The following is a 22,378-nucleotide window of genomic DNA, read 5'->3' as shown; positions in this document are numbered from 1 at the left end:
TGGCTGTTCATGATTCAGTTTTCACCCGTCAAATCACCTTTGAGCCTGGCCTTGCTGCTGGCAATCAATACGCTGCCGGCCATCGCCGCCGATAGCACGGCAACCGAACCGACCACTCAACTGCAGCGTGTCGAAGTCACGGGTACGGCAATCCGCCGGGTCGATGCAGAAACGGCGGTGCCGGTGACCATCCTGCGCGTCGAAGAGCTGCGCGAGCAGGGCGTCACCACCACCGAGGAGCTGGTCAGTCGCATTTCTGCCAACCAGTCTTCGGTTGGCTCGGGGCGTTCGGTGGGGTCGAGCAGTGGCGGGGCGTCCTATGCCGATCTGCGTGGCATCGGCGCGAACAAGACCTTGGTGCTGCTCAACGGCCGGCGTCTGAGCAACAACGCCACCAATGCGATCAACGGCTCCGGTGTCGACCTCAACACCATTCCGTTCGCCGCCATTGACCGCGTGGAAGTGCTGCGTGATGGTGCCTCGGCGCTGTACGGCACCGATGCGATTGGCGGGGTGATCAACTTCATCACCAAGACCAGCCTGACCGAAGGGCAGATCAGCACCAACTACGACACGCCAACCCATTCGGGTGGCGGTGAAAGTCGTAACTTCAGCGGCAGTTGGGGCTTCGGTGATTTGCAGGATGATCGTTTCAACGTGTTCGGCGTGGTCAGTTATGACAAACAGCAACGCCTGGCCGCTGAAGACCGGGGTTACACCTACAACTATCAGCCGAACCGCGGACTCGATTACACCTCCGGCACCGCCTCGCCGGCCAACTGGAGTCAGGGCAGTAACGCTACCAATCCTTTGGCAGGCTCCGGCTGCAACGCACCGGGATTGCTGACGCGCAACGGCATCTGCCGGCAGAGCCTGTGGAATTACCTCGATCTGGTGCCGGAAACGGAGAAGACTTCGGCCTTCGCCAAAGCCACCGGCAAGCTGTCCGACGATCACAATGTCAGTCTCGAATACTTTTGGGCGCGTAACGAAAACCGCACGCAAATCGGCCCCGGCACGTTGATGGGCAATCAGGTCAACCCCGGCACGGCGTTCTATCCAGGTAACGGCATCACCCCCGGGCCGAACGGTTTCGCCCTCGATCCGACGCAACCGGTCGACGTGAACTGGCGCGAAACCGCCGTCGGCGCGCGTCAGCACGAAGACGACAACACCAGTCAGCGCTTGCTGCTGAATTTTGACGGCACGCTGGTCGGCTGGGATTACAACCTCGGCGCCTCATACAATCAGAACAAAGTGATCAACAGCATTCAGGACGGCTACGTCAATGACCGTGCCGTCAGCACCGGTATTGCCAATGGCGTAATCAACCCGTTCGGCCCGCAGACGGCTGCCGGTTCGGCGCTGTTGGCGGCCAACGCGGTGGACGGCGATTACGCCACGGCGGTAGGGCGGGTGAAGGCCATCGACGGGCGCATCAGTCGTGAAATCGGCGACTGGTTCGGTGCCGGCCCTTCGGCGTTGGCGCTGGGCGGCGAGTATCGCAAGGAAGACTTCCATCAGGATTTCGCAGCATTTGCCGGCGATGTGCAAAGCCTCGGCGTTGATCCGAATGGCAGCGTCGCCGGGGATCGCAGCGTCTCGGCCGAGTACGCCGAGGTCAACGTGCCGGTGCTCGACAGCCTCGAATTGTCTGCGGCCGTACGCCATGACAAGTACAGCGACTTCGGCAGCACCACCAACCCGAAATACTCGTTCCGCTTCCAGCCATTCAAGGAATTGGTAGTGCGCGGTGCCTACAGCGAAGGGTTCCGCGCACCGTCGTTGTATGAGTTGTACAACCCGACCTTTACCAGTTTTACCAACGCCAACTACAACGATCCGCGTTTGTGCGCGGGCGGTAATCCGAGCAATGGCGGCATTGCCAACCGCGACTGCGCACAGCAGTTCAATCGCACCAGCGGCGGCAATACCGACCTGAGCCCGGAAACCGCGCGCAACGTCACCCTTGGGTTTGTTTACCAGCCGTTCGAACGCCTGACTGCCGGGCTGGATTTCTGGTGGATCGACATCGCCAACCAGATTGCCGAGTTCCCGGAATCGGCGGTGTTCGAGAATCCTGAGCTGTACCCCGATCGCCTGGTGCGCAAGCCGGATGGCTCCATCGATCATATCGTCACCGGCCTGGCCAACCTCGGCAAGATCAAGACCAATGGCGTCGATGTCAGCTTCGACTATCGCTTGCCGAGCACGCCGTACGGTAATTTCGGCATTGGCCTGCAAGGCACTTACGTCACCCGCTATGACTACCAGCAACAACTGAAGGGCGATTACATCGACAAGCTGGGTGATTTCCGTGGCGGCGACTTTGCTTCGGCGGGCGCCGTGGCGCGCTGGCGGCACAGCCTCACCGGCAGCTGGAATTACGGCCCATTCGGCGCGGCCCTGACCAACCGCTACACCAGCGGTTACCACGACTCCGATCGCGACACCCACGATTACGTCGGCTCGTACAACGTCTGGGATCTGGCTGGCACCTACACCTGGCGCAAGACCTTAAGCGTGACCCTCGGCGCGAAAAACCTGTTTGACCGCGAACCACCGTTCAGCAATCAGACCTACACGTTCCAGAGCGGCTACGACCCCAAATATGGCGATCCGTTTGGGCGGACGCTGTACACGCGGGTCAGTTACAAGTTCTGAATCGAGCCCTGTAGGAGCTGCCGAAGGCTGCGATCTGATGATCTTCCAACGGCAAAAAATCGCAGCCTTCGGGAGCTCCTACAGACCAGGTTTTCGCAGTTGGTGCGGATTTTAGTCAGTTATTGATCTAAAGCCTGCTCTATAAAAATCGCCGGCCTGTTGCACATCACAGGTAGGCAGGATGTGTGTTGACTGTTCTGGTGCTATCGCGAGCAGGCTCACTCCTACATTGGATTTGTGTTCACCGCAGACCCTGTAGGAGTGAGCCTGCTCGCGAAGAGGCCAGTAGCAGCACCGTGTAAAAGGATCTGCCCATGTTCTCAAGGCTTATTTTGTTCAGCGCATGTGCGCTTTTAACGCCGTTCAGTTTGGCCGCCCCGCAAGTGGCGTTGACCGTCTACGGCGAAGCCGCCAAATACGCCCCCGACTTCCAGCACCTGGCCTACGCCAACCCCGACGCACCGAAGGGCGGCAGCCTGCGCCGGTCTTCCCTGGAAAGCGGCCCGTTCGATCACCTGATTCCTTACACCGACAAAGGCACTGGTGTGGCCGACATCGATGGCTGGCTCTACGCGCCACTGGCCTATCGCAGCAAGGACGAACCCTACAGCGTCTATGGTCTGGTGGCGCAGCAGATGGAGCTCGATCCGGATCGCCGCTGGCTGCGTTTTTACCTGAACCCAAAGGCACGTTTCGACGACGGTACACCGATCACCGCCGAAGACGTGCGCTACACCTTCAACCTGTTCATCACCCAGGGCAGCCTCAAATACCGCCAGCAGTTTCGCGATGTCGCCGAGGTCATCGTCGAGTCGCCGACGCAAGTGCGCTTCCTCTTCAAGAACAACGACAGCCGCACCTTGCCGCTGGACCTGGCGACACTGCCGGTGCTGCCCGAACATTGGTGGCGGACACGTGATTTCGCCGAGGGCGGCGGTTTCGAGATTCCGCCGGGCAGTGGCCCGTATCGCATCAGCGCGGTAGATGCCGGGCGCAGCGTGAAATTTCAACGGGTACAGGATTGGTGGGCCAAGGATCTGCCGATCACTCGCGGCCTCTACAACTTCGATCAACTGAGTGTGGAGTTCTTCGCCGACACCGACGTGTCACGGCAGGTGCTCAAGGCCGGCGGCTTCGATTACAACCGCGAGTTTTCCGCCACCAGTTTCACCATCGGCTACGCGGGCGCTGCACTCGAGCAAGGCAAATTGCTTCGTGAACACCTCGCACCCGGTGCTGCGCAAGGCGCGCAGGGCTTTGTGTTCAACCTGCAGAAACAGCCGTTTCAGGATCGTCGCGTGCGCCAGGCAATCGCCATGCTCTGGGATTTCGAATGGAGCAACCGGCAGATGATGCGCAACATGTACCTGCGTCAGCGCAGCTACTTCTCCCACAGCGCGCTGGCGGCCACTGCATTGCCGGATGCCGAAGAGCTGAAGATTCTGGAACCGTTGCGCGGACAGATTCCCGATGAAGTGTTCACCACGGTGTTTGAAGCACCGAAAACCGACGGCAGCGGCAACGTCCGCAGCGAACAGTTGCAGGCACTGAAGCTACTCGAAGCCGCTGGCTGGAAACCTCAGGGCGATCAGTTGGTGAACGTCAATGGCGAACCTCTGCACTTTACCTTTCTCAATGGCCAGAAAGGTTTCGAACGGCTGTTATTGCCGTTCAAACGCAACCTGGCGCAGATCGGCATCGGCTTTGATATCCGCCAGGTCGACACCGCGCAATACACCAACCGCGTGCGCAATCGCGACTACGACATGATCGTCGCCGGTTACCCGGTGAGTCAGGCGCCAGGGCGCGAGATGTTCAATTACTTCGGCTCCGATGGCGCCGCTGACCCCGGCTCGAACAATTACATGGTGCTGTGCGATCCGGCAGTCGATGCACTGCTCGAAGGGCTGGTGCAGGCCGACAATCGCCAGAGTCTGCTGCGCCACGCTCATGCACTGGATCGGGTGTTGCAGTGGGGCTATTACTGGGTACCCAACTATTACCCGCCGGGAATTTCCACAGTGTGGTGGAACCGCTTCGGCCGACCGGCGATTGCCCCGCTCTACGACGCCGGTCTCGACACCTGGTGGGAAATCAGCCCGACTGCACTGACATCAGCGCAGATGCCCAAGGAGTACAGCCATGTGGGGCTATAGCCTGCGGCGTCTGCTGCTGATCGTGCCGACCTTGCTCGCGATCCTGTTGGTCAATTTCGTTATCGTGCAAGCCGCGCCCGGTGGCCCGGTCGAGCAGGCCATCGCGCGCTTGCAGGGCATTGGCGTCGGCGCGGCGGTGGGTTCCAGCCATGTCGAAACTGTTGGTGGCGAGTCTCGTGCCACCCGGGGGCTGGACCCGAAACTGGTGGCCGATATCGAGCGTCAGTACGGCTTCGACAAACCCGCCAGCGAGCGCTTGTGGCTGATGCTCAAAAGCTATGCGCGACTGGATTTCGGGCAGAGTTTCTTTCGCGGTGCCAGCGTCACGGAACTGATCTGGCAGAAGCTGCCGGTGACTTTGTCGCTGGGCCTGTGGGCGACGTTGATCACCTATCTGGTGTCAATTCCGCTGGGCATTCGCAAGGCTGTGCATAACGGCTCGGCGTTCGATGTCTGGAGCAGCGTGGCGATCATCATCGGCTATGCGTTGCCGGGATTCCTTTTCGCGCTGCTGCTGATCGTGGTGTTTGCCGGTGGCACGGCGCTGGACTGGTTTCCGGTGCGCGGGCTGGTCTCGGACAACTTCGCCGAGCTGTCGCCGTGGGCCAAAGTGGCCGACTATTTCTGGCATTTGGTGCTGCCGGTGATTGCCTTGGTCATTGGGGGGTTCGTCACGTTGACGATCCTGACCAAGAACAGCTTTCTCAACGAGATCTCGCGACTGTACGTGGTGACCGCGCGCGCCAAAGGGCTGAGCCAAAGGCAGGTGTTGTACGGCCATGTGTTTCGCAACGCGATGCTTCTGGTCGTCGCCGGTTTGCCGCAAGCGTTGGTGACGGTGTTCTTCGGCGGCTCGTTGCTGATCGAAGTGATCTTTTCCCTCGATGGTCTCGGCCGCCTCAGTTACGAAGCGGCAGTCGCGCGCGATTATCCGGTGGTGTTCGGCTCGCTGTTTATCTTCACCCTGTTTGGCCTGCTGATAAAACTGCTCGGCGACCTTTGCTACACGCTGGTCGACCCGCGCATCGACTTCACCGCGAGGGCTGCCTGATGCTGACATTATCTCCCATCGGCCAGCGCCGCTGGGCGCGCTTCAAGGCGCATCGCCGTGGTTGGTGGTCGTTGTGGCTGTTTCTCGCGCTGTTCGGCCTGAGCCTCGGCGGTGAGTTGGTGGCCAATGACAAACCGCTGCTGGTGACGTATCAGGGCGAATGGTATTTCCCGGCGTTCAAGCGTTACACCGAGCAGGATTTCGGCGGCGAGTTGCCGTTTCAACCGGACTATCGTAGCGCGCAGGTGCGGCAATTGATCGAGGGGCAGGGCGGGCGGTTGTGGTTTGCGCCGATCCCGTTCGCGTTCGACACGGTCAATTACGACCTCACGGAGCCGGCACCGAGTCCGCCCAGTGGCGACAACTGGCTGGGCACTGATGATCAGGCGCGCGACGTGCTGGCGCGGGTGATTTTCGGCACACGTGTATCGCTGCTGTTTGCCTTGGCGCTGACCGCGGCGAGTGCGCTGATCGGCATCGCCGCCGGGGCATTGCAGGGCTACTACGGTGGGTGGGTCGACCTGATCGGTCAGCGCTTGCTGGAGGTCTGGTCGGGGCTGCCGGTGTTGTACCTGCTGATCATTCTGTCCGGGTTCGTCGAGCCGAATTTCTGGTGGTTGCTGGGGATCATGGCGCTGTTTTCCTGGTTGAGCCTGGTCGATGTGGTGCGGGCCGAGTTTCTGCGCAGCCGTGGCCTGGAATATGTGAAAGCGGCACGCGCGCTGGGGGTGGGCGATGCGCAGGTGATCGTTCGGCACATCCTGCCCAATGCCATGAGCGCGACGCTGACCTACCTGCCGTTCATTCTTACCGGGGCGATCGCGACGTTATCGGCGTTGGATTTTCTCGGTTTCGGCATGCCGGCCGGCAGCGCTTCGCTGGGCGAGTTGATCGGTCAGGGCAAAAGCAATCTGCAAGCACCGTGGCTTGGCCTGACCGCGTTCTTTGCCTTGGCGCTGATCCTTTCACTGCTGGTATTCATCGGCGAAGCCTGCCGCGATGCGTTTGATCCGAGGACTTGATATGCCCGAACATCTGATCGAAATACGCGACCTGCGCGTCGCCTTCAATGGCCAGTCTGTGGTGCACGGCATCGACCTTGATATCCGCCCCGGCGAATGTCTTGCGCTGGTCGGGGAATCCGGCTCCGGTAAATCGGTGACGGCGCACAGCATTCTGCAATTGCTTGACCCGGCCATCACGCAGATTGATGGCAGCATCCGCTATGTTGGCGAGGAGTTGCTTGGCGTACATGAGCGCTACTTGCGCCAATTGCGTGGCAACCGCATCGCGATGATTTTTCAGGAGCCGATGAGCTCACTGAACCCTTTGCACACGATTGAGCGGCAACTGGGCGAAAGCCTCGCGCTGCACAAGGGGCTGGCCGGGGCGGCGGCGCGTCAGCGAATTGTGCAATTGCTCGAACTGGTGGGCATTCAACGTCCGCGCGAACGGCTCAAGGCTTATCCGCATCAATTGTCGGGCGGTCAGCGACAACGGGTGATGATCGCCATGGCGCTGGCCTGCGAGCCACAGTTGTTGATTGCCGACGAGCCGACCACTGCGCTGGACGTGACCGTGCAACGCAAGATTTTGTTGCTGCTCAAAGAACTGCAGGAGCGCCTGGGAATGGCGCTGTTGATCATCAGTCATGATCTGAATCTGGTGCGCAATATCGCTCAGCGGGTGGCAGTCATGCGTGGAGGATTGATCGTCGAGCAGGCGCCTTGTGAACAGTTGTTCAGCACGCCGCAGCATCCTTACAGCATTGAGTTGCTCAACGCCGAGCCGGGTGGCGAGGCGTTGTGTCGGGAACCCGCTGAGGATTTGCTGGAGGTGCGCGATCTCAATGTGCGCTTCCGTTTGGGCGGTGGCTGGCTGCGCGCGAAGTCTTGGTTGCACGCGGTCAACGGCATTGATTTGAATCTTCAGCGCGGCAAAACCCTGGGCATTGTTGGCGAGTCCGGTTCCGGCAAGTCGACGCTGGGCCAAGCGATTCTGCGTTTGCTGGATGCCCAGGGCAGCATCCGCTTTCAGGGCGAGGCGCTGGAGCACTTGAGCGGCAAGCAACTCAGGCCGCTGCGCAAACGTCTGCAAGTGGTGTTTCAGGATCCGTTCGGCAGCCTCAGTCCACGTTTGTGCGTGGAGCAGATCATCGCCGAAGGTTTACAGGTGCACAGTGATTTGAACGCCGATGAGCGTGAGAGGGCGGTGATCGATGTGCTGCGTGAAGTCGGTCTTGATCCGGCCACCCGCCATCGCTATCCCCACGAGTTTTCCGGTGGTCAGCGGCAACGCATCGCCATTGCCCGGGCGCTGGTGCTCAAGCCTGACTTGATCCTGCTGGATGAGCCGACCTCGGCACTGGATCGCACGGTGCAAAAACAGATTGTCGCGTTATTGCGGCGTTTGCAGGCGGAACACGGCTTGACCTATCTGTTCATCAGCCACGACCTGGCGGTGGTGCGCGCGTTGGCCCATGACTTGATTGTGATGAAGGACGGTGAGGTGGTGGAGCGTGGCGAGACGAATGCGCTGTTTCATGCCGCGCAGCATCCGTATACCCGAGAGTTGCTGGCCGCTTCGTTCACCGGGTAACCCTGTAGGAGCTGTCGAGTGAAACGAGGCTGCGATCTTTTGACTTTGCGTTCTAAAAAGCCAGATCAAAAGATCGCAGCGTGCCGCAGTTCCTACAGGGCCGAAACGCAAAAATCCCGCCACTGGGGGCGGGATTCTTGTGTCACTGAACGCGCTATTACGACGGGAACAGCTCGGACAGTTTCATCGACAGCATCATGTCGCCTTCAACGCGCAGTTTGCCGCCCATGAAAGCCTGCATGCCGTCGGTTTCGCCGCTGACGATACCTTTCAGGGTTTCGCTATCCAGTACCAGCGTGCAGTTGGCGTCCGGGTTCTCGCCTTCCTGGATATCGCAGGTGCCGTCTTTGACGATCAGCGAGTACTGCTTGTCTTCGTCAGTGATGTTGAAACCGAAGACCAGATCCAGACCGGCAGCAGCGGCTGGGTTGAACTTGGCTTGCATTGCTTTTACGGCATCGGCTACGGAGGTCATGGTTCGATCCTTATGGGTTGATTACAGCAAGGTTCACAGTTAACCGGACTCAGCGGAAAGTGATGAGTTCCGGTGCCTTCAACAGCTGCAGGTGTGCATGACTGTTGAAGGAGGCCAAAGCCACCTCGCGACCGCGGAACTTCAGCTGGTTGAGCGAGGTGTTGACGATTTGCCAGTTCAATTCAAAGGCCTGTCTGGCAGGCATTTGCGTAATGAGGTGGAGCAGGGCGGTGATGGTGCCGCCGGAGGTGAACACGGCGATTTTCTGTTTGTCGCCGGCCTGTTCAAGGATTCGGTGTAACCCGGCCTGAACCCGTTCGACGAAACCCAGCCAGCTTTCCAGCCCCGGGGTGTCAAAAGTGCCGGCCAGCCAGCGCTCGATGATCAAGGCGAAAATCCGTTGGAATTCGCCACGGTTCTGTGCGGCGTTGCGCAGGATGTCGAGGGCTTCCGGCTCGTCCGCCAGCATGTCCGGGAGCAGCGCACGAATGACCGCGTCGGCATCGAATTCGTTGAACGCAGAATCGGTTTCCAGGGTCGGCACCGGCAGGCCTTTGGCGGCGTATTGCGCCAGCGCGCTGGTGGCCGTGTGCTGTTGGCGACGCAGGTCACCGGCGAGGCAGCGATCGAAGCTGATGCCCAGTTCAGCGAGGTGCTGACCGAGGATTTCTGCCTGACGCACACCGGTCGGCGACAGGACGTCATAGTCGTCTGCACCAAAGGAGGCCTGGCCATGTCGTATCAAGTAGATGCTGCCCACGTCCGCGTCATCCCGGTACGTTGAAGGTTGTGGCGAGGTTATGAGGATGACGGGTAGCTGTCAATGAAAAAACATACGCTTGTTTGAAATGCCCGTTACAGGGGTGTTGCCAGAGGTTTCACGGCTGGCCGACAAGCCGGCGCATGGGTATGCTGGAGCCATCCCGCGTGTGTCTCACATCCGCGCATCGTTTAAGGAGTCTTTGTGGAGTTTTTCACCGAATACGCCAGCTTCCTGGCCAAGACCGTCACCCTGGTAGTCGCCATTCTGGTGGTGCTTGCCAGTTTTGCCGCATTGCGCAGCAAGGGCCGGCGCAAATCGGCCGGTCAGTTGCAGGTCAGCAAACTCAATGATTTCTACAAGGGCCTGCGTGAGCGCCTGGAGCAGACGTTGCTCGACAAGGATCAGCTCAAGGCTTTGCGCAAAGGCGAGGCCAAATCCGAGAAAAACGCGAAGAAGCAGAAGAAACAACCCGACACCAAATCGCGTGTGTTCGTGCTGGATTTCGACGGCGACATCAAGGCCTCGGCCACCGAAAGCCTGCGCCATGAAATCACCGCACTGCTGACGCTCGCCACGCCAAAAGACGAAGTGGTCCTGCGTCTGGAAAGCGGTGGCGGCATGGTTCACAGCTACGGTCTGGCATCCTCGCAATTGGCGCGGATCCGTGAAGCCGGCGTGCCGTTGACCGTGTGCATCGACAAGGTCGCGGCCAGCGGCGGCTACATGATGGCGTGCATCGGCGAGAAGATCATCAGCGCGCCGTTTGCGATTCTTGGTTCGATCGGCGTGGTTGCACAGTTGCCCAACGTCAACCGCTTGCTGAAGAAGCACGACATCGACTTTGAAGTACTGACCGCCGGCGAGTACAAACGCACCCTGACCGTGTTTGGCGAAAACACCGAGAAGGGCCGGGAGAAGTTCCAGGAAGATCTGGACATCACCCATCAACTGTTCAAGAACTTTGTTGCGCGTTATCGCCCGCAACTGGCCATCGATGATGTGGCCACCGGTGAAGTCTGGCTCGGCGTCGCGGCGCTGGATAAACAACTGGTCGATGAACTAAAGACCAGTGATGAGTACCTGGCCGACCGGGCGAAAAAGGCTGAGGTCTACCACCTGCACTACGCCGAGCGCAAAAGCTTGCAGGAACGTATTGGCATGGCCGCCAGCGGCTCGGTCGACCGCGTACTGCTGAGCTGGTGGAGTCGGCTGACCCAGCAGCGCTTCTGGTAATTCGAGCAGGCATAAAAAAACGCCGGTCACATGACCGGCGTTTTTTTGTCCGCAGCAAACCTTCAGCGGCGACGGAACAGCGGCAGCGGTTCGTCGGTGGCGGCCTGATAGGTCACCGAAAAGTCCTTGAGACCTTCCAAAGCTTCGTACGGGTCTTTGTCCGCACGCACGGCAAAGGCGTCGAAACCACAGCGGTGCATGTAGAACAGTTGATCGCGCAGCACGTCACCAATCGCCCGCAGTTCACCTTTGAAACCGTAACGGTCGCGCAGCAGGCGGGCGTTGGAGTAGTTGCGGCCGTCGGTGAACGCCGGGAAGTTCAAGGCAATCACCTGAAACTCGGCGACGTCTTCACCGATTTCCTCGGCTTCTTCGTCGGCGTCCAGCCACACACCCAGACCACCGTCGCGAGCCTTGAGCATGCGACTGTGTTCACGCCACAGTTGCAGCGGCACGATCAGGTCGTCGCAGTTGCTGATCTCGTCGATGTTGAAATCCTTGGGCAGCAAGTGCCAGGTTTCGTCGACGACCGCGTTATTCTTAATGATTCGCTGCATAGACGCGTTCCTTGAAGAGGTCGATGCCAATACGCTGGTAGGTGTCGATGAAGCGCTCGTCTTCGGTACGTTGTTCAACGTACACGTCGATCAGCTTCGAGATCACGTCCGGCATGGCTTCCTGGGCGAAGGACGGGCCGAGGATCTTGCCCAGGCTCGCATCACGGCTGGCACTGCCGCCGAGGGAGACCTGATAGAACTCTTCGCCTTTCTTGTCCACCCCGAGGATGCCGATGTGGCCGACGTGGTGGTGACCACAAGCGTTCATGCAACCGGAGATGTTCAGGTCCAGTTCACCGATGTCGAACAGGTAGTCGAGGTCGTCGAAGCGACGCTGGATCGACTCGGCAATCGGGATCGACTTGGCGTTGGCCAGCGAGCAGAAATCACCGCCAGGGCAGCAGATGATGTCGGTCAGCAAGCCGATGTTAGGCGTGGCGAAACCGCCTTCACGCAGCTCACCCCACAGGGCAAACAACTGGCTTTGCTCGACGTCGGCAAGAATGATGTTCTGCTCGTGCGAGGTGCGCAGTTGACCAAAGCTGTAGCGGTCGGCCAGATCGGCGACGGCGTCGAGCTGTTTGTCAGTGATATCGCCCGGGGCAACGCCGGTTGGTTTCAGCGACAGGGTCACGGCCACGTAACCCGGCTTTTTGTGCGCCAGGGTGTTGCGGGTGCGCCAGCGAGCGAAGCCTGGATGTTCTTTGTCCAGCTCGGCCAGTTGCGCGGTCTGGTTGTCCAGCGCCTTGTAGTCCGGGTCGACGAAGTGCTTGGCGACGCGATGCAGTTCAGCCTCGGTCAAAGTGGTCTGGCCACCGCGCAGGTGTTCCATTTCCGCATCGACTTTCTGTGCGAACACTTCCGGCGTGAGCGCTTTGACGAGAATCTTGATCCGCGCCTTGTATTTGTTGTCGCGACGGCCGTAGCGGTTGTACACGCGCAGGATCGCGTCGAGGTAGCTCAACAGGTCCTGCCACGGCAGGAATTCGTTGATGAACGCGCCGACCACCGGAGTACGACCGAGGCCGCCACCGACCAGCACACGGAAACCCAGCTCACCAGCGGCGTTGTGCACCGGCTCAAGGCCGATGTCGTGAACTTCAATGGCCGCACGGTCAGCGGTCGAACCGTTGACGGCGATCTTGAACTTACGCGGCAGGTAGGCGAATTCCGGGTGGAACGTGGTCCACTGACGAACGATCTCGCACCATGGGCGCGGGTCGATCACTTCGTCGGCAGCGACACCGGCGAACTGGTCGGTGGTGACGTTGCGCAGGCAGTTGCCGCTGGTCTGGATCGCGTGCATCTGCACGGTGGCCAGTTCAGCCAGAATGTCCGGGATGTCTTCCACCGCCGGCCAGTTGAACTGCACGTTCTGCCGCGTACTGATGTGGGCGTAGCCCTTGTCGTAGTCGCGGGCAATCTTGGCCATCATGCGCGTCTGACGCGAAGTCAGCTGGCCGTAAGGCACCGCCACACGCAACATCGGCGCGAAGCGCTGGATGTACAGGCCATTTTGCAGGCGCAGGGGGCGGAATTCTTCTTCGCTCAGCTCACCTGCCAGATAGCGTCGGGTCTGATCACGGAACTGCTTGACGCGGTCCTCGATGATCCGCTGATCGTACTCGTCGTATACGTACATATAAGTCCTGTTCTCAGGCTTGGGCCATTCGGAGTAGCACTGCGTTTTCGCTTGCTGGAGTCCGATTGTGCCTCTGCAATTCTGCGCGCACGGCCGCGCACTCCCTAACGGAGCCGGGGCAATATACCCGTTTGCAGTTATGCGCAAAAGTGATGTTTGAGTATATGTAAAGAACCAAATCGCCTAACGAGAATGGCTGTCAACTAACCCACATTTGTCGTGCGGACAATCATCGTCTTAACTGTGGTCGAGTCTTTCTGCAATCACCGACAAAACCGACAAGAGGCGATGCAATGAGCAATCCGACCAAGGCAAGAAAAAGCGACAGCAGTGTCGATGCGTGGGCCATTTTGTTCCTGATCATTCTCGTAGTAGGGACAGCGGTATTCTGGGTCAGTCATCAGTAAACGACCCATCCGGGCCCGCTTCCGACAGATTGTCGGACAAAAAACGGGATCAGGCATCAATAGCCGGTGGAACGAGGGCTATAATGCGCGGCCATTTTTCCTTGGGCCTGGATGCTTCATGTTCAAGTTTGTCCACATCAGTCTTCTGTTGTTCGGCGCGCTGTTTCAGACCGGCGCGCGGGCAGAGTCTGTGCTGTTTTTGAATCCGGGCTCGACGCAGGAAGCGTTCTGGGTCAGCTATTCGCAATTCATGCAGGCGGCCGCTCATGATCTGGGCATCGATCTGCAAATTCTCTATTCCCAACGCCAACCCGAACTGACCCTGGCTCAGGCGCGCATTGCGTTGCAGGGGCCGAATCGTCCCGAGTACCTGGTGTTCGTCAACGAACAATACGTCGCCCCGCAAATTCTGCGCCTGGCCGAGAACAGCGGCGTGAAGCTGTTTATGGTCAACGCGGCGCTGACACCTGACCAGCAAGCGCTGGTCGGTGAGCGGAACGACCGCATCGGCAGCCTGGTGCCGAACGACGAGGAGGGTGGTTACCTGATGATGAAGGAACTGATCCGCCTGCACCCGCCGACGCCTGCTGCTGAGCCGATTGAAGTGTTGGCGTTCTCCGGGTTGAAGGTCACCCCCTCGGCACAATTGCGCGAGCGCGGCATGCAGCGGGCGTTGGCCGAACACCCACAGATGCGTCTGCGGCAATTGGTCTACAGCGGCTGGACCCAAGAGCGCGCCTATGAGCAGGCCAAACAGCTGTTTGCCCGTTACCCGAAGGTGTCGCTGGTGTGGTCGGCCAATGATGAGATGGCCTTCGGCGCGATGCGCGCTTACGCAGAGACCGGCAAAGTCCCCGGCAAAGATGCCTTGTTCAGTGCAATCAATACCTCACCGGCGGCCTTGCAGGCGTTGGTTGACGGGCGTTTGAGCGCGCTGGTCGGCGGGCATTTCACCCTGGGCGGCTGGGCGTTGGTCGAGTTGCATGATGTTGAGCAAGGCGTCGATTTGAATCACTACGGCGGCCGTGACCGGCAGATTCCCTTATTGCAATTGATCGACAAAGCGCACGCCCGGCAAATGCTGGCCATGGGCACGTCGCCTGACTACGGCGTGAATTTCCGCAAGCTCTCGGCCAAGGGGCAACCGGCGTCGTATCGCTACCCGTTCACCTTGCAGACCCTGATGCGCTGACCGCGTCAGACCCCGGCGAAATGCAGCACCAGTTTGACGATGGCAAACAGCGTCAGCGCAAACACCGCCGTGAACAGAATGCCCAGCATCACGAAATGGCTGGGTTTGCCATGGGTGAAGTCCCTTGCGCGGTTCTTGCCGCTCTGCACCCCGAACGCCGCCGCCATCACGCTGTGCAGCATCTGCCAGAAGGTCGGCGGTTTGTTGTCGACTGGATCGTCCATAAATCCCTCCGCTGAAAGTTGTGCCTCTCAAGCATAGTCAAATAGCGCTCGGCTGTTCGCAGACACGTCGTTACAACTGCTATAACCCTGTACCGCTCAACCCACCGATACAAGTGATGTGCTGTCGCTCCATTTATAGGAGCAATGTATGTCCCCCGATTTCCTTATTCCTCAAGCCACGGACAAGCCTGCACCACCGCCTGCTACCGAGAGCCTGCACGGGCCTTTTCTGGAGGCTGCGGTGCCGCCATGGCTGATCGGTGCTTCTGCCCTCAGAAAGGCCGAGTTCAAACAGGCGAGGACCGTCCTGCCGCACTGGTATAGCGCGATGGCACCGGCACAACGTCGTATTTTGCATGAAACCTACAGACACAGTTTCAGCACGCAAACGCGATTGGACCAGACCATGGCGGCGTTCAAGGACATTGATGCGTTCGCCCGACCCATGCTGATGCAGGCGCTGAAAAGCCGTTTTCAGGTCGAGGTTGATGTCGACAAAACCCTGTTATGCCTCCGGCGACCCATACGCGCCGGTATCCTCGGCGAGGAAATCGGAACTTACGAATCCTTGACGCTCCCTTTGCTGCAGGCTGCGCTGCACAACTTTGAAAGTGACGAATGTCGGTACGGGGCGTTTCACCACAGCTCCGGGTTTGCAATCCAGAACCCTGCCACGGAGGTCCACACGGCTGTGCCGGTAAACGTGTCGGTCAGAAACTTTCTTGGCCTGTGCCGTGAACTGGATATCGGTGCGAAGTATCAGGCCTATCTCGATTCGTTTTTCCATCCCAAAAAACCCAAGGCCGAGGCGAGGTTGCGCCGGCGGTTCATTGCCAGCCAAAAATCAGCCATGCGCGCGGCGGCTGATCGAGCTTTGTTGACCAAGGACATTCTGCCGGAAGACCACGCGATGATCATTTCTGTCATCAGAGGTGAGCGACATCCCAGAATCGGTCGCAATCAGGTCTGGTTTCAGGACCTGAGCCTGATGAGGCACAGGTTGGTGGGGTGTGTTGCGTTCAAGATCGCCGAAAGGAATCGCCCCACCGAGGCAGTGATTCTTTACGTGCCGAATGATCCCGTACATCCGCTGAAGCGCTATACCGGCACACAAATGCAGAGCACCTTCAAGCGGCTGCTTACCGCTCGCGTTCAAGGGCAGTCGCCAGACATCGGTCCGACGCCTTACCAGCGGTTTTTGAGCCAGTTCTTGCCCTACGAAAAACGTCCTTACTATTTCAGCCAGTTCGTGAAGGTTGCCGACTCTGCGGCCGATTGGCTGACGTCGCCCTGGCGCAAAATACTGGAAGTCACACTGACCGCTGTCGAGATCTGGAAAACCTCACCCAAATACGAGAAGAGGGTGCCGGAGCCCGATCCTTATATTGCCGCCACGTTGAGGCCTCACGTGCAGGCTTTTCCCTGGGCTGCCAATTCCGACCTTTGGACCTATCTCTACGAAAAGCACCGCGAGAAGGTCTTCGCGGATGCCCGCTGCCACGCGGTTCCAACCGCCGACGCGGACGCCAGTGCGCGAAACGCCAAACTGTCAGGCCTGCTGCAATTCGGACTCTTGGCGCTGAATGTGGCGTCGATGTTTGTGCCGGTGTTGGGCGAGATCATGCTCGTGGTGATGGCTGGCCAGTTGTTGTTCGAAACCATCGAGGGCGTGGTCGAATGGAGCGAGGGTGACAGGCACGCCGCCAAGGCGCACTTGGTGGATGTGGCGGAAAACCTCGCGCAGATCGGTGTAATGGCGGCTGCCGGCGCGGGTTTCAGATGGCTGACGGCGGTAAAAGCGGAGCCGCTGATGGAGCAACTGCACCCCGTGACTTTGCCCAGCGGCGAAACCCGATTGTGGAAGCCCGACTTCACTGGCTTTGAACAGCACCTTACGTTGAGTGGATCAGTGCGGCCGAATGCACAGGGGCAGTACCGGATCGACGGCAAAATCTGTTTTCGCCACGGCGGAAGGTTCTACGAGCAGATACTCGACGAGTCAACCGCTCAATGGCGGCTCAAACATCCCACAGATGCCGACGCTTACCAGCCCGTCCTGAGTCATAACGGTCAGGGCGCCTGGCGGCTGGCGCTGGAACAGCCGATGAACTGGGAGCGACTGACACTGCTGCGGCGCATGGGGCACATCACCGATGACTTCAGCGATGAATCCCTGCTGATGCTGGCCGATATCAGCGCCGTCAGTGACAACGCCTTGCGCAAAATGCACATGGATCATCTGCCGCCACCTCCCGAATTGCACGACGCGATGCGTCTGTTTCGCGCCGATAGGGGAGCCAGGCAAATGATCGAGCAACTGCGCGGAGCGAGGCCCATTGATGAGGGGTATCTGTACGCACTGCCGTTGGTCACCGAAATGCCACACTGGCCGGCCGATCGGATACTGGAGTTTTTCGTCGGTGCCGAGGGCGAAGGATCGTCGACTCGGTACGGTGCGCAGACAACCCTGCCCGGGTTTGATCCCAAACCGGTCATCCGTATCAGCCGTGCGCAGGTATTGAACGGAGAAATGCCTGCGCGAATTCTGGCAGCGCTGCAGGAAAACGAAGTAGGCCAGCTACTGGGCCCGGCCGACGCGCAGTTTCGTCCAGCGAGGCCAGACGCATTCAGTCGCAGGCTCGCCGATTATGCCCATACACGTCAGTCGGCCATTTTCGACAGTCTTTACAGAGGCAGCGAACCGCTCGGCATACGTGGGCGCATGCTGCAGCGTGAATGTCCCGGACTCAGCGATGCGGCCGCACAGGATGTGCTCGATCATGCAACGGCGGCGGAACTGGCCCGAATGGACGCTACCGGGCGATCCCCCTTGAAAATGCTCGAAGAGGCCCGCTGGCATGCTCGCCAAGGCCGCCAGGTTCGTGCGTTCGCCGGTTTGCACAGCGAGACCCTGGCTTCAGCAGACAGCCGAAGGCTGGCACTGTTTGCTCTGGAACAGTTGCCAGGATGGCCGCAGACATTGCGCCTGGAAATTCGCGAGGGCAGCACAACCGGCGCAGTGCTCGACAGCGTCGGTGAGCCAGCAGCACCGGTCAAACGCTATCTGGTCAAGAATGGGCCTGCTTATCAGGCCTTTGGTGATCGCGCAGAAGCGCTCAGCAGGATGTCGGGTGCAGAGGACAGTTTCTATCATTCGCTCCTGCAGGCGCTGCCCGATGACATACGCCTGGCCATTGACTTGCCGGAAGGAAGCCCTGGCAGCGAACTGCAACATAAAATTATCGTCTCGGCCCATGCTCATCGGCGTCAAGCTGCGCACGTTCTCGCGCCGCAAGCCAAAGCGTTCAAACCACCGGTGCGGGTGAGCGCAAGGCTCAAGGGCTATTATGCCAGTGGCCGTGGCCCAAGCCTTGCGCCATCGCTGGAGTCACGGGTGGCGCATCTCTATCCGGAGGCGCGGCAGGCCGAGGCGTTCCTCACCCAGCAACGCGGCAGAAGTAATGCGCAGATCTTCCGCGAACTGGAATTCCGTCGGTTGGATTGGGAAAGACTTGATACCACCCTTGAGCAATGGCAGGCCGGCCCGACCGGGAGTCGGGCTGCGCTGCACAGGGCGCAAGTTGCTCAGGCACTCAGAAATGCCTGGCGCAATGGCCCGCTGGCCGGGCAAGTGGTGGAAGCCGGGCGTCTCTCGCTGGTATGCGATACGCCGTTGCTCGCGCTCTCCACACGTTTTGCCCATATCAATGAACTGTCCGTGGCGGGGCTGGGCATAACGGATACCCATGCGGACGGTTTTCTGGTGGCCTTCCCGAATGTCACGGATTTGTCGATCGGCGAGCTGGGGCAACAGACTGATCGCCCCACGTCTGTGGCCGGCGCGCTGACGACCCTGCCGGAGGCGGTCGGCCGGATGCCCGGACTGACCCGGCTGCGTTTTTCCACCGATGCGGCGTTACTGGCGCCAGGCTTTTCTCAACGGCTCAGCTCGCTTGTCAGGCTGGAAGCGCTGCGCATCGATTATTCAGGAGTCGACTCAGCCACCCTGCATGAACTTGACCTGACGCCCTTGACCCGCCTGCGCAGCCTGCGCATTGACGCGCCTCGTGCCTTGTGGCGATGGCCCGCGTACGTCGAGCGCCTTGAGCATCTTGAGCGTCTGGATTTGACGCATACGTTGATAGAGACGCTGTCCGAATCGCTGTATCACGATCACGAGCAACTTTGGGCCGGGCTGGCGCTCGACTGGTCGAGGGTGACCCCGGCGACCTTCCGGCGCGCTTACGAATACGTCAGCCAATATTCCGGCCCACTGGGCCACCTGCTTGATCTGCATCAGATGGTCGGCGAGTTCTGCCGCGCCGAGCTCGATACGATGGCGCCAATGCCGAGTTTCACTGACCCGTTATCCGAAGCGTTCAACGCGACCTGGGTGACACCGCAGGCAAGAGTTACCGCCATCGAACAGCTTCGGGCGGAGCATGAAGCCATTTTCGCTGCGTTCTACACACCTGCCTTGCGGCATGGAACACGCTATGCTGCCCTTCGGCGGCAATGGTCCATGGGGCCCAACGCCGACGTTGTGAACGCGCTCAAGACCAACTGGTATGGCACGGTTCGCCAACGGTACGGCCTGACCGCCAACGTGGCGACATTTGAACTGCCGGTTACCCGATCAGGCCAAGCCGTATTGACGGCTGCAGACTTGATCACCGAGTTGCCGCCACTGCCGGCAGGCAGTTTCTCCCACGTGCGTACACTGCGCCTGGGGAGGCTGGACGTCCCCATTGAACAGGCTCGGCACTTTCTCCGCGCATTCAGTCATGTCGAATCACTTGAATTCAGCGGTAATACCTTCACCGAGCTGCCCTTTGCGGCGGATGAGCTGTCAGCGCTGACGCATCTGGATGCATCGGGCAACAGGATTGAGGTAACGCCTGTTGTGCAGCGGCAGATCAACGGGTTGCAGCGTCTCAGTAGGTTGAATCTGAGTAACAACCCGCTGGGCAACATCGATGTCAGCCTGTTGAGCCGATTGCGTGCCCTGGGCCTGAGATCGACGCAGTTGCGTGCCTGGCCCGCCGGTGCCGAAAACCTGCCTCGGTTGGCGTGGCTCGACCTGCGAGACAACCGGATCTCGTCACTGCCACCGTCGGTGTTGACCCATCCCGACGCGCTGATGAGAGCCAACCTGGCCGGTAACGTATTCAGTCCTGAGGGTGAAGCAAGCCTGCACGGGGCGCTGCAGCGAATCGAGCAGCAAAGGGGCCTGGGGCCGGGCACGCTGGCACGATTCGCTGCAGAACCGGTGCCGGAGCTTTTCCCTCCTGCGGAAACAGGCTGGTCGTTTATCGACCTGATGTTATCGCTTCCAGAAGCCGCGACGGTGCTTCAAGGGCAAACGGGGTCCTCGGCGCAGTTGCAACGTTTGACTCGCATCATGCCGGTCGAGCAAGCGCGACTTCACTTGCAGAATCTGCGGGCGTCGGGGGCGAGCGATGCGCAGATCGAAGCACGGATCACCGAATGGCAGCACCTTTGCGAGGCATTGGTCCGTCGAGCGAATGACTGGCTGTATACCCGCGAAGTGCGCACGGACACGTACAGGATCAATGCGCGAGACCGATCGGTCGCGGCGAGGCGCCTCTTCGAAGCCTGGCTGGACGGACTCACAGAGCATGTCGACAGAGCCCGGCTGGACCTGGATTTCCAAGGCCTGCAAACCGGTGATTTGCCGGAGCTGGCAGTTCCGATCCCTGCAGTCAGAACGCTGGATCTGAGCGGTGTGGGCATGACCACACGGGGTTCGGACGGGTTTCTCAGGGCTTTTCCCCACGTCGAAATCTTGTATATCAGTGGCAATCCCCTGGTGTCGGTGCCTGGGCCGGTACTGCGGATGCAGCATCTTGAACGCCTGGAGATGCAGTATTGCGATCTCGCGGACGCGACGGACCTTTACCCGTTGATGGCCCGTGCGCGCCTTCGCAGGCTGGATGTCGGCTACAACGAACTTCGGGTATTCAACCCGCCCGACTTTGGCGCCGTCCAGACTCTGGACTTGCGCTATAACCACCTGACCGCATGGCCTGGCCGTGTATTCGAGGCGCCGCAGTTGCACAGCTTGGACCTGAGCGGCAACGAACTCACCCACATTCCCGGGGAATTGTTCAACGGCGAACACGAGCGTCCGATCCAGGGGACCAATCTCTCCGAGAATCGACGCTTGTCCCTTTCTGCTTTGCAGGACATGCGCCGCTATGCGCGTGAGCAGTCGGCGTTGCACGTGCTGGGAATGTCACGCCGAAACATTGAGACGATGATCGACACACACCTTTTCGGCGATCTGTTCGGTGGCGCAGAACCGGTCGGCATTCCCGAAGACGCCGCCGGCAATGTGGACTTGGACGATCCTGACGCCGCTGTGCTGCCTGTCGAAGAGGTCCTGGATCCGGTCAACGATGTGGCACCGAGATCAAGAGATCCGTGGCTCCAGCACAGCGATGTGACGCTCGCGGCTCGCAGAGCGGACATTTGGGGGCAACTGGCGCGAGAACCCGATCACCAGCGTTTTTTTCAGCTGCTGCGTTTGTTGCGCGACACGGACGACTTCCGGCTGGTACCGGCCGACCTGACGCGCAGAATGTGGGATGTCATGCAAGCAGCCACGGAGAACAGCGAATTGCGCCAGTTGCTGTTTCTCGGCGCTGAAAGCCATGGCACGTGCCCGGACGGGCGGATTCTGACATTCAGCGATCTGGAAGTGCGGGTGTCGGTGTATCGGGCACTGCACGACATCCCGGTGCATCGGATGGCGCTAAGGGGCCGGGCGTTATTGCGTCTGTCCCGGCAATTGTTTCGTCTGGACAGGATCGAGACGCTGGCTGACGCCGCAGGGCGGGGCAGGGATCGTGCCGAGGTGCGCCTGAAATATCGCATCGGTCTGACCGGTGGTTGGGGCGATGGGGTGGATCTGCCCGGGCAGCCGACATACATGCTCTATGACGTACCCCTCAGCGGTGAACTGCTGAATCAGACCCGGGCCTCGATCCTCGAGGCGGAACGAACTGACGCACTGCCACTGAGCATGATCGCCCGCGATTACTGGATCACCTATCTGGAGGAACGCCTTCCGCTGGAGATGCAGGCGATAGACTCCGCGGTTGATCAGCAACGCCAAGAGCGCTGGAGTGTGTTGGATGATCGACTTTCTCGGGGTGAAATCGATGCGCGACAGTACGATCGGGAACTGGAAAATTTGGGCAAGGCGATGGAACGGCTGCTCACCCAGAAACGGCTCGAGCTGACACGTCGGGAGATCATCGATCTGCAGAGTTTTGCCGATGAGGCCGAAGAAGGTGATCGAGTCACGCCGAAACCGGGACCATCGAGCCGCCCTTGACGGGGGCAGACTGGCGTTGAAGATTGCGCCGTGAGTGATACATATCAGGTTACTCA

13 protein-coding genes are annotated in these 22,378 nt (G+C 59.8%); 8 read left to right on the top strand and 5 right to left on the bottom strand.

Features of this window, described 5'->3' with window-relative positions; genetic code table 11:
* The first annotated feature begins 9 nt into the window (after positions 1-9).
* From J0G10_RS17595 to J0G10_RS17575, 5 genes are all read left to right on the top strand, one after another.
* The gene (locus tag J0G10_RS17595; protein WP_095047841.1) at positions 10-2,664 is read left to right on the top strand and encodes a TonB-dependent receptor; all 2,655 of its coding nucleotides are present in this window, start codon (positions 10-12) and stop codon (positions 2,662-2,664) included.
* Between the two features lie 314 nt (positions 2,665-2,978).
* Positions 2,979-4,820, top strand: coding sequence for an extracellular solute-binding protein (locus tag J0G10_RS17590; protein WP_220556357.1), 1,842 nt, complete (start codon positions 2,979-2,981; stop codon positions 4,818-4,820).
* Positions 4,807-5,871: a microcin C ABC transporter permease YejB gene (locus J0G10_RS17585; protein ID WP_220556356.1), complete on the top strand. Its 1,065-nt coding sequence runs from the start codon at positions 4,807-4,809 to the stop codon at positions 5,869-5,871. Before J0G10_RS17590 ends, J0G10_RS17585 begins: the two co-directional genes overlap by 14 nt.
* Positions 5,871-6,893, top strand: a complete 1,023-nt coding sequence (locus J0G10_RS17580) for an ABC transporter permease (protein ID WP_095047838.1) — start codon at positions 5,871-5,873, stop codon at positions 6,891-6,893. The genes J0G10_RS17585 and J0G10_RS17580 overlap by 1 nt, the downstream gene beginning before the upstream one ends.
* Before the next feature lies 1 nt (position 6,894).
* Complete coding sequence (locus J0G10_RS17575; RefSeq protein ID WP_095047837.1) at positions 6,895-8,469, top strand: ABC transporter ATP-binding protein; 1,575 nt, start codon at positions 6,895-6,897, stop codon at positions 8,467-8,469.
* A gap of 157 nt (positions 8,470-8,626) precedes the next feature.
* On the opposite strand, the gene J0G10_RS17570 is transcribed toward J0G10_RS17575, so the two are convergent.
* A complete protein-coding gene (locus J0G10_RS17570) occupies positions 8,627-8,944 on the bottom strand; it encodes an SCP2 sterol-binding domain-containing protein (protein WP_007912567.1) in 318 nt (105 codons plus the stop codon).
* A gap of 49 nt (positions 8,945-8,993) precedes the next feature.
* A complete protein-coding gene (locus tag J0G10_RS17565) occupies positions 8,994-9,704 on the bottom strand; it encodes a histidine phosphatase family protein (protein ID WP_095047836.1) in 711 nt (236 codons plus the stop codon).
* A gap of 204 nt (positions 9,705-9,908) precedes the next feature.
* Here J0G10_RS17565 and sohB point away from each other — a divergent pair, with 204 nt between their 5' ends.
* Positions 9,909-10,940 carry a protease SohB gene (gene sohB / locus J0G10_RS17560; RefSeq protein WP_095047835.1) on the top strand — a complete coding sequence of 344 codons (1,032 nt, stop codon included), beginning with the start codon at positions 9,909-9,911 and terminating at the stop codon, positions 10,938-10,940.
* A 62-nt stretch (positions 10,941-11,002) separates the two neighbouring features.
* Here sohB and J0G10_RS17555 read toward each other — a convergent pair whose 3' ends face one another.
* Both J0G10_RS17555 and J0G10_RS17550 read right to left on the bottom strand, forming a co-directional pair.
* Positions 11,003-11,497, bottom strand: coding sequence for a DUF934 domain-containing protein (locus J0G10_RS17555; RefSeq protein ID WP_093430863.1), 495 nt, complete (start codon positions 11,495-11,497; stop codon positions 11,003-11,005).
* Positions 11,481-13,139, bottom strand: a complete 1,659-nt coding sequence (locus J0G10_RS17550) for a nitrite/sulfite reductase (protein ID WP_095126375.1) — start codon at positions 13,137-13,139, stop codon at positions 11,481-11,483. Before J0G10_RS17550 ends, J0G10_RS17555 begins: the two co-directional genes overlap by 17 nt.
* 525 nt (positions 13,140-13,664) lie before the next feature.
* Here J0G10_RS17550 and J0G10_RS17545 point away from each other — a divergent pair.
* Entirely contained in the window at positions 13,665-14,738 is a 1,074-nt protein-coding gene (locus J0G10_RS17545; protein ID WP_220556355.1) for an ABC transporter substrate-binding protein, read from the top strand.
* A 5-nt stretch (positions 14,739-14,743) separates the two neighbouring features.
* Here the strand turns inward: J0G10_RS17545 and J0G10_RS17540 are convergent, their stop codons facing one another.
* Positions 14,744-14,962 carry a DUF2970 domain-containing protein gene (locus J0G10_RS17540; RefSeq protein WP_016983294.1) on the bottom strand — a complete coding sequence of 73 codons (219 nt, stop codon included), beginning with the start codon at positions 14,960-14,962 and terminating at the stop codon, positions 14,744-14,746.
* A gap of 148 nt (positions 14,963-15,110) precedes the next feature.
* On the opposite strand from J0G10_RS17540, the gene J0G10_RS17535 reads away from it, so the two are divergent.
* Positions 15,111-22,322: an NEL-type E3 ubiquitin ligase domain-containing protein gene (locus J0G10_RS17535; protein WP_220556354.1), complete on the top strand. Its 7,212-nt coding sequence runs from the start codon at positions 15,111-15,113 to the stop codon at positions 22,320-22,322.
* The last annotated feature ends 56 nt before the right edge of the window (positions 22,323-22,378 follow it).

This window comes from Pseudomonas germanica (assembly GCF_019614655.1).
GTDB lineage: Bacteria > Pseudomonadota > Gammaproteobacteria > Pseudomonadales > Pseudomonadaceae > Aquipseudomonas > Aquipseudomonas neuropathica.
Note: the sequence above shows the minus strand (reverse complement) of the source record. Positions and strands in the feature narration are given on the sequence as shown.